Consider the following 7,145-nt stretch of genomic DNA (forward strand, 5'->3'; position numbering starts at 1 on the left):
CCAGTCACCAGTCCCCAGTCCCCAGTCCCCAGTCCCCAGTCCCCAGTCCCCAGTCCCCAGTCCCCAGTCCCCAGTCCCCAGTCCCCAGTCACCAGTCCCCAGTCCCCAGTCCCCAGTCACCAGTCCCCAGTCACCAGTCACCAAATAAAATAACTTGGTCAAATTATGTAAATTTTCCTACAATCTATCAAGAGAGCGCGAGGCTAAGAAGATTGGACGACAACTACCAAACCTATTTAAATCGGGTAGCACGCATGACGCTACCAGAATCTTACAAAACCCAAGTTCAGCATATCCAGGAATCTTATAAATTTAAACCTGTTGATGGAGTCAGAAAACCAGCACCATTTCCTGGTTATACACTGATTACCCCACCAGCAGCAGAAGATACACAGAACGCTGATTTTTACAGCCAAATTGAGACTTTTCAGCGATCGCTGTTAGAGTTACCAATCAATTCTGATTTGATTGTACCTCTACCTCCTGCCAGTTTTCATTTCACCTTAGCGGACTTGATTTGGGATCATGCTTACATTCATGCTACTGAGAAAAATCCCCAATTTGAACAGGATTTAAATACTTGCTTAGGGAATTTGTTTAAGCAGTATCAACAGTTGCGGGGTGAAGTCAGTAATCCCATTTCTTGGCAAATGCTAGGACTAATAGTAATGCCAAGAGCTTTAGCGGTGTGTTTAATACCCAAAGATGAAAGATCCTATGAAGAAATTATTCAACTGAGGCGGTTGATTTATCAAAATCGCAAATTAATGGGTTTGGGAATTGAGCAACATTACCACTTTACTGCTCATGTTACATTAGGTTATTTTGGCGAAATTCCTACTGATTTAGATCGGGTACAACTCAGTAATTTGTTATCTGAATTAAATCAACAATGGCTGTTGAATTTTCCCGAAATTGTAATTCATCAGGCTGAATTAAGAAAGTTTGACGATATGACAGCCTATTATCGTCAACCTGAATTTACGAGTTTAGAGTTTTAATTTGTTAGTTGTCAGGGAATAGGGACTGGTGACTGGGGACTGGTGACTGGTGAGTGGGGACTGGTGACTGGTGACTGGTGACTGGTGAGTGGGGACTGGTGACTGGGGACTGGGGACTGGGGACTGGTGACTGGGGACTGGGGACTGGTGAGTGGTGACTGGTGACTGGTGAGTGGGGACTGGTGACTGGTGAGTGGTGACTGGTGAGTGGTGACTGGGGACTGGGGACTGGGGACTGGGGACTGGGGACTGGGGACTGGTGACTGGTGACTGGGAATAAATATGTTTCTTTCTTCTTTATCCTGCCTGCTGCCTGCTGCTTAAAACTCTGGTTGTTGATAGGCTAAATAAACAGCTTCTAAAAAAACATCAGAGGAAATATCAGCAGGTAAAATTGTTAAATTTATAATAGATTTTACCTGCTCAGATAATTTTAGTGATAGAGATGACCGAGCTTTTTTAGACATTCCATTGCGGCGTTGTAAATATTCACGAATAATGGCAAAATCATCAGGCAATAATTGAGATAAATCCGAGATTTTTTGCAAACTGATATAAAAAGATTTTGCCTCATCTGAAATAGTAAGATTGGCAGATTTATTAACTTGTTGGGTTTGAATTACTATCGTTCCTGCGACTAAATCACCAAGGCGCTTTTCACTTTTAATAGACATAATTAAAAAAGCGCCAATAAACAAAGTCTCATCAATAGGACGCAGTAAAGCCCGGAGAGAAGCTTGTTGTAAACCCAAAGGTCTGCCATCATCTCGCACCACACGAATTTTTGCAATGCGTTTACCAGGGGTTTGTCCTTGCCAGAGAGTTTCAAAAAAAACAAAATAACCTGTGTAAATAAAGAAAAGAATCAGGAAAGCGATCGCAGTCATCCATAAACCAAAACCAGGACCAAAAATCTCTGAACCAATATCATATAATTGATTAGAAATAAATGCCCAGACTGCGATAAACAGAGCTAAACTTAAAGCCAAAATCTGATAGTCAATAATTAACGCCCAAGCTCGACTTCCTATACCAGCTAAGGTAAATTCTAACTCAACGCTTTCCGGGGTGCTGAATTTGATTCTGTTGAAAAGGTGCATGATTGGAAATTATTTTTCAATTTTGCTTTAAATTTCTCGATTGCGTAACTGCAAACCTAAACCTTCTCGCCGACTTCTTAGGTCATAGTAAATTACAGCTTTAATTGATTGCCAGAATGGCATTACAAACATTCCTCCTAGCAAACTGATCAGCATAGAAATAAAATACACTAGTCCGTAAATGAGCGAACCTGGTTCTAGTGCCAGTAAGAATAAACTAGGTAAATAATTAAATAAAAATACAATTGGTAGTGTGACAATACCAGCAACTATCACCACCCCTTGAATACGAAAAGCTGAAGCTTTGGTTAACTCCCAACTTCTATTCACACTCTCCGCACCATTAATATTTTCCTCAACTGCTAATGGTACTTCAGCTATCACCCAACGAGCGTAAAACCAAGTTAGTCCTGCCACGATAATAATTACCATCAAAACAGCGACTAAAGCGGTTGTAATTATAGCTCCTTCAGTACCTAAGATGACACTTAATACCCCTGCGAACAAACCAATCACTATACCACCTGCAATTGCTAGTCCAAGATAAACTAACAACAGATATAAACTTACTCGGAAGTAAATTCCCCAAAATGACCATAAAAGAGGCTCAACACGATCCCTGGCATCTGGAAGAGGTTCTGGTTGGTTAGTGAGTTCGCCAAAGGCTAAACGCGAGATTAGTCCAGAAATGGCTGCATATTTTGCCCAGCCATAGATAGGAACTAAAACCCACAAATGAGCTATCAAGGCTAGTTGAAGATACTTTTTGAGGTGAGAACGATACAAACGTACACCGGCACTGACTACATTACCAATACTTAATGGTTCAGCATTACTGGTATAACCCAAGTTGTCAGACATAGTAGTAAATGTTCCTGAAAATTACAGTTGGCAATTTTGAGGCCATATTAAGCTAAATTAAACTCAGTACCCGGAAATTTTATGAATATTAAACGTTGGATCGGCAGACGGGAAGAAAATTGGCAACGTCTTGATTCTCTATTGCGGAAAGTAGAACAAAAAAAGTTAAAATCTCTCAAATCTGGGGAAATTAGAGAATTAGCCAGCTTATATCGTTCCGTAGCGGCAGATTTAGCCCGCGCTCGTACCCAGGAAGTAGGTAATACTTTAATTCAAAGTTTACAATCCCTCACAACTCGCGCCTATACTCAAATTTATCAGGGTTCACGCAAACAAGAATGGCAAGCAGCGTTAGAATTTTACCGTTTTGGATTTCCGGCTGTAGTGCAGCAAACATTTCCATACATAGCCACCGCCACAGCTTTATTTATCTTAGGTGGTTTAGTAGGTTGGTGGTATGCTTGGCAAGATCCCAGTTTTATGTCGCTGATAGTACCAAACCAGATAATTTCCCAAGTCCGAGATAAAGGTGAGTTATGGATGGGTTCTATTGTCGGTATTGAACCTTTGGCATCCAGCAATATTATGATTAATAATATTTCCGTTTCTTTCGTTGCTGTCGCTGGAGGAATTACTGCCGGATTATACACAATTTATATTATGATATTTAACGGTTTATTAATTGGTGCGGTTGGTACTTTAGTTGCTCAAAATAATCTCGCTTATCCATTTTGGGCGTTTGTGTTTCCTCACGGTTCAATAGAATTACCCGCTATCTTTTTCGCAGGTGGGGCGGGACTTTTAATAGCCAAAGCAATTATATTTCCTGGTAAATATCGCCGTCGAGATGCAATTAAATATTATAGTTCTCTAGCTGCACAATTGGTATTTGGAACTGTGCCGATGTTAATTATAGCTGGAATTATTGAAGGTTTTTTCTCACCTAATCCTATTGTTCCAGACCCGATTAAATATTTAGCAGGAATGGGATTGTTTATATTTTTAGTGCTGTATTGTAATCGTAAAAATAAATTGGTTAAGGGATAAAAAATTAAAAATTAAAAATTAAAAATTAAAAATTAAAAGTTAAAAATTAAAAAGGAATGAAGAGGAAGATATTTTAGCAGTAAGGGTAATTCTTCCTCCTGACTCCTGCTAAAGCTGATTTCTGGCTTTAAGTTTTAGATAACTTTCAACTAATTGATCAGAAATTTGATTTGCTGGTGCATCCAGAACCAAAACACCTTTTTGTTTTAATTGGGCAAAAGCAACTTGTCTTTGTGCTAATAAATCTAGAGATACTGCACGAGTATAAGCTGTTGTGATATCGTCAGTAAAATTGTGTGCTATGTGGTCAACTTGGGGATCGCGGAGGGTGACACAAAAAGGTAAATAACGGGGTGCTAATTTGCAGAGTGCAGTGAGAAGTTCTGAAGAAGCCGTAATATCAACTAAGTCAGTAATTACCACTACTAGCGCCCTGCGGGTTTGCTGTTGAACTACATGAGTGACAGCGCCTAAATAATCAGATTCTAATAATACTGGTTCAATGGGAGTAAGTCGATCAATTAGTTGATTAAGGTGATGTTGTCCCCGTTCTGGGGGTATCCAGGTGTGTACTTGACGATCAAATACAGCTACACCAACGCGATCGCCCCGATGTAAACCCGCCAATGCTAAGGATAATGTGGTATTTAAACCCCAGTCAAATCGCTGTAAACCCTGGACTCTGGCGGTCATCAATCGCCCACGATCTAGTAAAATCAGTACAGTTTGTTCCTGTTCTGGTTCTAAAACTCTGACTAATGGACCTGTGTTACCATAACTACGTCTAGCGGTAGCTTTCCAATCGACAAACCGCAAATCATCACCGCTGCGATAGTTCCGCAGTTCTGCAAATTCTGTTCCTATACCCATTTGACGAACTTTGCGGATAGAACCAGATGATTGTAATGTCAGACGAATCGAGAGCGATCGCAACCCCATTAAATCAGGATACACTTTCACCCGTGTATTTTGGGGAATTTGCCAATCATCCCACCCTAACCCCCAATTTCCCAACTGTCGTACTTGAATATTTCCCCAAGGAAAATCTCCTCTTTGATTTGGTTGTACAGTGTAAGTTATCTCTTGGGTGTTATTTGCAGAAAGATTAACGCTGAGAGTCGATGTAGAAACAGTAAACTCTGTCGGATAGTAATCACGAATTTGAATAATACTATTTGTATTTCCTGATTCTACCTTTAACACTACTGGATTATCACGGCCAATAGATAAACGTGAGGGTAATTCCCGACTAATTTTAACGCGAGATTTTCTCACTTTTAAACTATCAATAACCATCAATCCTAAAACCACAGCATCAAATAACAAAGTTAAAGTGATGCTTTGGTAAATACCCACAATCATGGATAAAATGGGTGATACAGCAATTGCTAAACCTAATAAAAAATAAACTTTTTTAGATGGAATCATATAGTTCACAGGTGACAGGTGACAGGTGACAGAAAAAAGTGAATAGTTATCAGTTATCATTATTCATGCTTTATTGTTAACTGTTAACTGTTAACAGTTAAGTGACTTCTGATCCAATTTCTTTATGAGGCTGTGCCTAAATTCTTCATCTCTTATTTCCTTCTTTCTTTGTGTCCTTTGTGTCCTTTGCGGTTAGTTCATTCTTGAATTTAGCGCATCTTTATCAAGAATTGGTATGACTCCTAAATTCTTCCAACTCTGATTATAATAAATTCATACCTTCTCTTAAATGAGGATTGAGTATAGTTCGCCAAGCCTTTAGTTTTTTATTATAATCTATTCGGCAAGTAGTTTGTCTTTCTGGTGGGATACCTATATTTTCTACCAAAACATCATACTCTTTGGGGTTTTTACCATAAACCAAACAAATAATATTATAAAACCTTTGATAATTCAAAGAGTGTTCATCCCAAAAAGATAAATCTTGACTTACACTTTCCATTTCCTGATTTCCAGATAAACCAAATTGGATAGCAGAAGCTAAAGCTGCAAATTCCTGTCCTAATTCTGATAATAAAATTGTCGAAAATTCATCAACTGTATCTTCTTCTTTACCAGTTACAGGTAAATCTAATTCTTCGATGAGTGTATGTCCTAATTCATGGAAAAAAGTAAAAACCGTTGTACCTGCTACCCGACGATTAACTTTATTAACTATTTCCGGTTCATTAATATTTAATTCCCTTGATTGATAGTATTCCATAAATACATCTGTGAATCTATCTATTAATTCATAGCAAAGAGTAATACTATGTTCAGAGGATTTATAATAGGCGTTGACAGCACCACAGTCACCCAAAACAATTTTGACATCATTGGGCATAATTAAAACTCTATTTAGCTTTTGGGCTAATTTTTCAAATGATTGATATTTTTGGAATCTTTCTTGTCTTTTGATAAAATGTTTGCGCTGTAAAGGAGTATAAATTACTTGAAATTTTCCTGTAGCATCTACATTATTACTATTATGCCTATTCCTAATTATTTCGTTAGTATTGCCAATTAATTTAACTGGCGTTTGCTTATCAATAGGATTGATAGAAATAACAATTATACATAAAGCTAGAATACTGACTAACAGGAAAATTTTTAGTTTAATATTAATTGATTGCAAATAATTGAATAGGTAAGACATACTGTGGTATATACAATATGATTGAAAACTTGGTAAGGAGTCAGAATTTTTGATAAATTTGATCAATCAGTAGATGAACAATGAGAGAATGAGAGGATGTTTGTAAAGTCTAATTTGTAAAGTCTAATTTGTAAAGTCTAATTTGTAAAGTCTAAATTAATGGCAAATAAAAACGGTAGCATCCCCAATGTGTAAATTTATTTTTATCTAACGGAAAAATGATCCAAATTCCTGATATGATTGAACCGCAAAGACGAGCCAGTGCGTTGGGCAGCTCTGCCGACTTGTAGCAACTGGCGTGCAAAGGACACAAAGGTAAGAGAGTTTAAGAGCTTGTCCTAAGTTGACAATTTACTAGACAAACCTATACAAGTACATACAAAACTACAAGTATTTGACGTATACATGGAATAAGTTGACTAAAAAATTAGGCAAAATGTGTCAGAATTAAATAATAAAGTATAGTGTTGACATCAGCAAATGCTTTTATCCATCAAAACACAACTCAAGTTA

At 37.9% G+C, this 7,145-nt stretch carries 6 protein-coding genes; 2 read left to right on the forward strand and 4 right to left on the reverse strand.

Features of this window, described 5'->3' with window-relative positions; all coding sequences use genetic code 11:
• Positions 1–212 precede the first annotated feature (212 nt).
• Positions 213–1,001: a DUF1868 domain-containing protein gene (locus H6F45_RS25620; RefSeq protein ID WP_137669588.1), complete on the forward strand. Its 789-nt coding sequence runs from the start codon at positions 213–215 to the stop codon at positions 999–1,001.
• Between the two features lie 320 nt (positions 1,002–1,321).
• Here H6F45_RS25620 and H6F45_RS25625 read toward each other — a convergent pair whose 3' ends face one another.
• Both H6F45_RS25625 and H6F45_RS25630 read right to left on the reverse strand, forming a co-directional pair.
• A complete protein-coding gene (locus tag H6F45_RS25625; RefSeq protein ID WP_190348756.1) occupies positions 1,322–2,101 on the reverse strand; it encodes an RDD family protein in 780 nt (259 codons plus the stop codon).
• 27 nt (positions 2,102–2,128) lie between these two features.
• Positions 2,129–2,962 (reverse strand): hypothetical protein, encoded by an 834-nt coding sequence (locus H6F45_RS25630; protein ID WP_190348757.1) that lies wholly within the window; start codon positions 2,960–2,962, stop codon positions 2,129–2,131.
• 81 nt (positions 2,963–3,043) lie between these two features.
• Between H6F45_RS25630 and H6F45_RS25635 the strand changes: the two genes are divergently transcribed.
• Positions 3,044–4,009 carry a stage II sporulation protein M gene (locus H6F45_RS25635; protein WP_190348758.1) on the forward strand — a complete coding sequence of 322 codons (966 nt, stop codon included), beginning with the start codon at positions 3,044–3,046 and terminating at the stop codon, positions 4,007–4,009.
• Positions 4,010–4,117: 108 nt separating this feature from the next.
• On the opposite strand, the gene H6F45_RS25640 is transcribed toward H6F45_RS25635, so the two are convergent.
• Together H6F45_RS25640 and H6F45_RS25645 are read right to left on the reverse strand one after the other, a co-directional pair.
• The gene (locus H6F45_RS25640) at positions 4,118–5,437 is read right to left on the reverse strand and encodes a DUF58 domain-containing protein (protein WP_187041331.1); all 1,320 of its coding nucleotides are present in this window, start codon (positions 5,435–5,437) and stop codon (positions 4,118–4,120) included.
• A 262-nt stretch (positions 5,438–5,699) separates the two neighbouring features.
• Positions 5,700–6,632, reverse strand: coding sequence for a DUF4344 domain-containing metallopeptidase (locus H6F45_RS25645; protein WP_187041332.1), 933 nt, complete (start codon positions 6,630–6,632; stop codon positions 5,700–5,702).
• Positions 6,633–7,145: the final 513 nt, after the last annotated feature.

The sequence above is a fragment of the Sphaerospermopsis sp. FACHB-1194 genome (genome assembly GCF_014696235.1).
Taxonomy (GTDB): Bacteria; Cyanobacteriota; Cyanobacteriia; order Cyanobacteriales; family Nostocaceae; genus Sphaerospermopsis; species Sphaerospermopsis kisseleviana.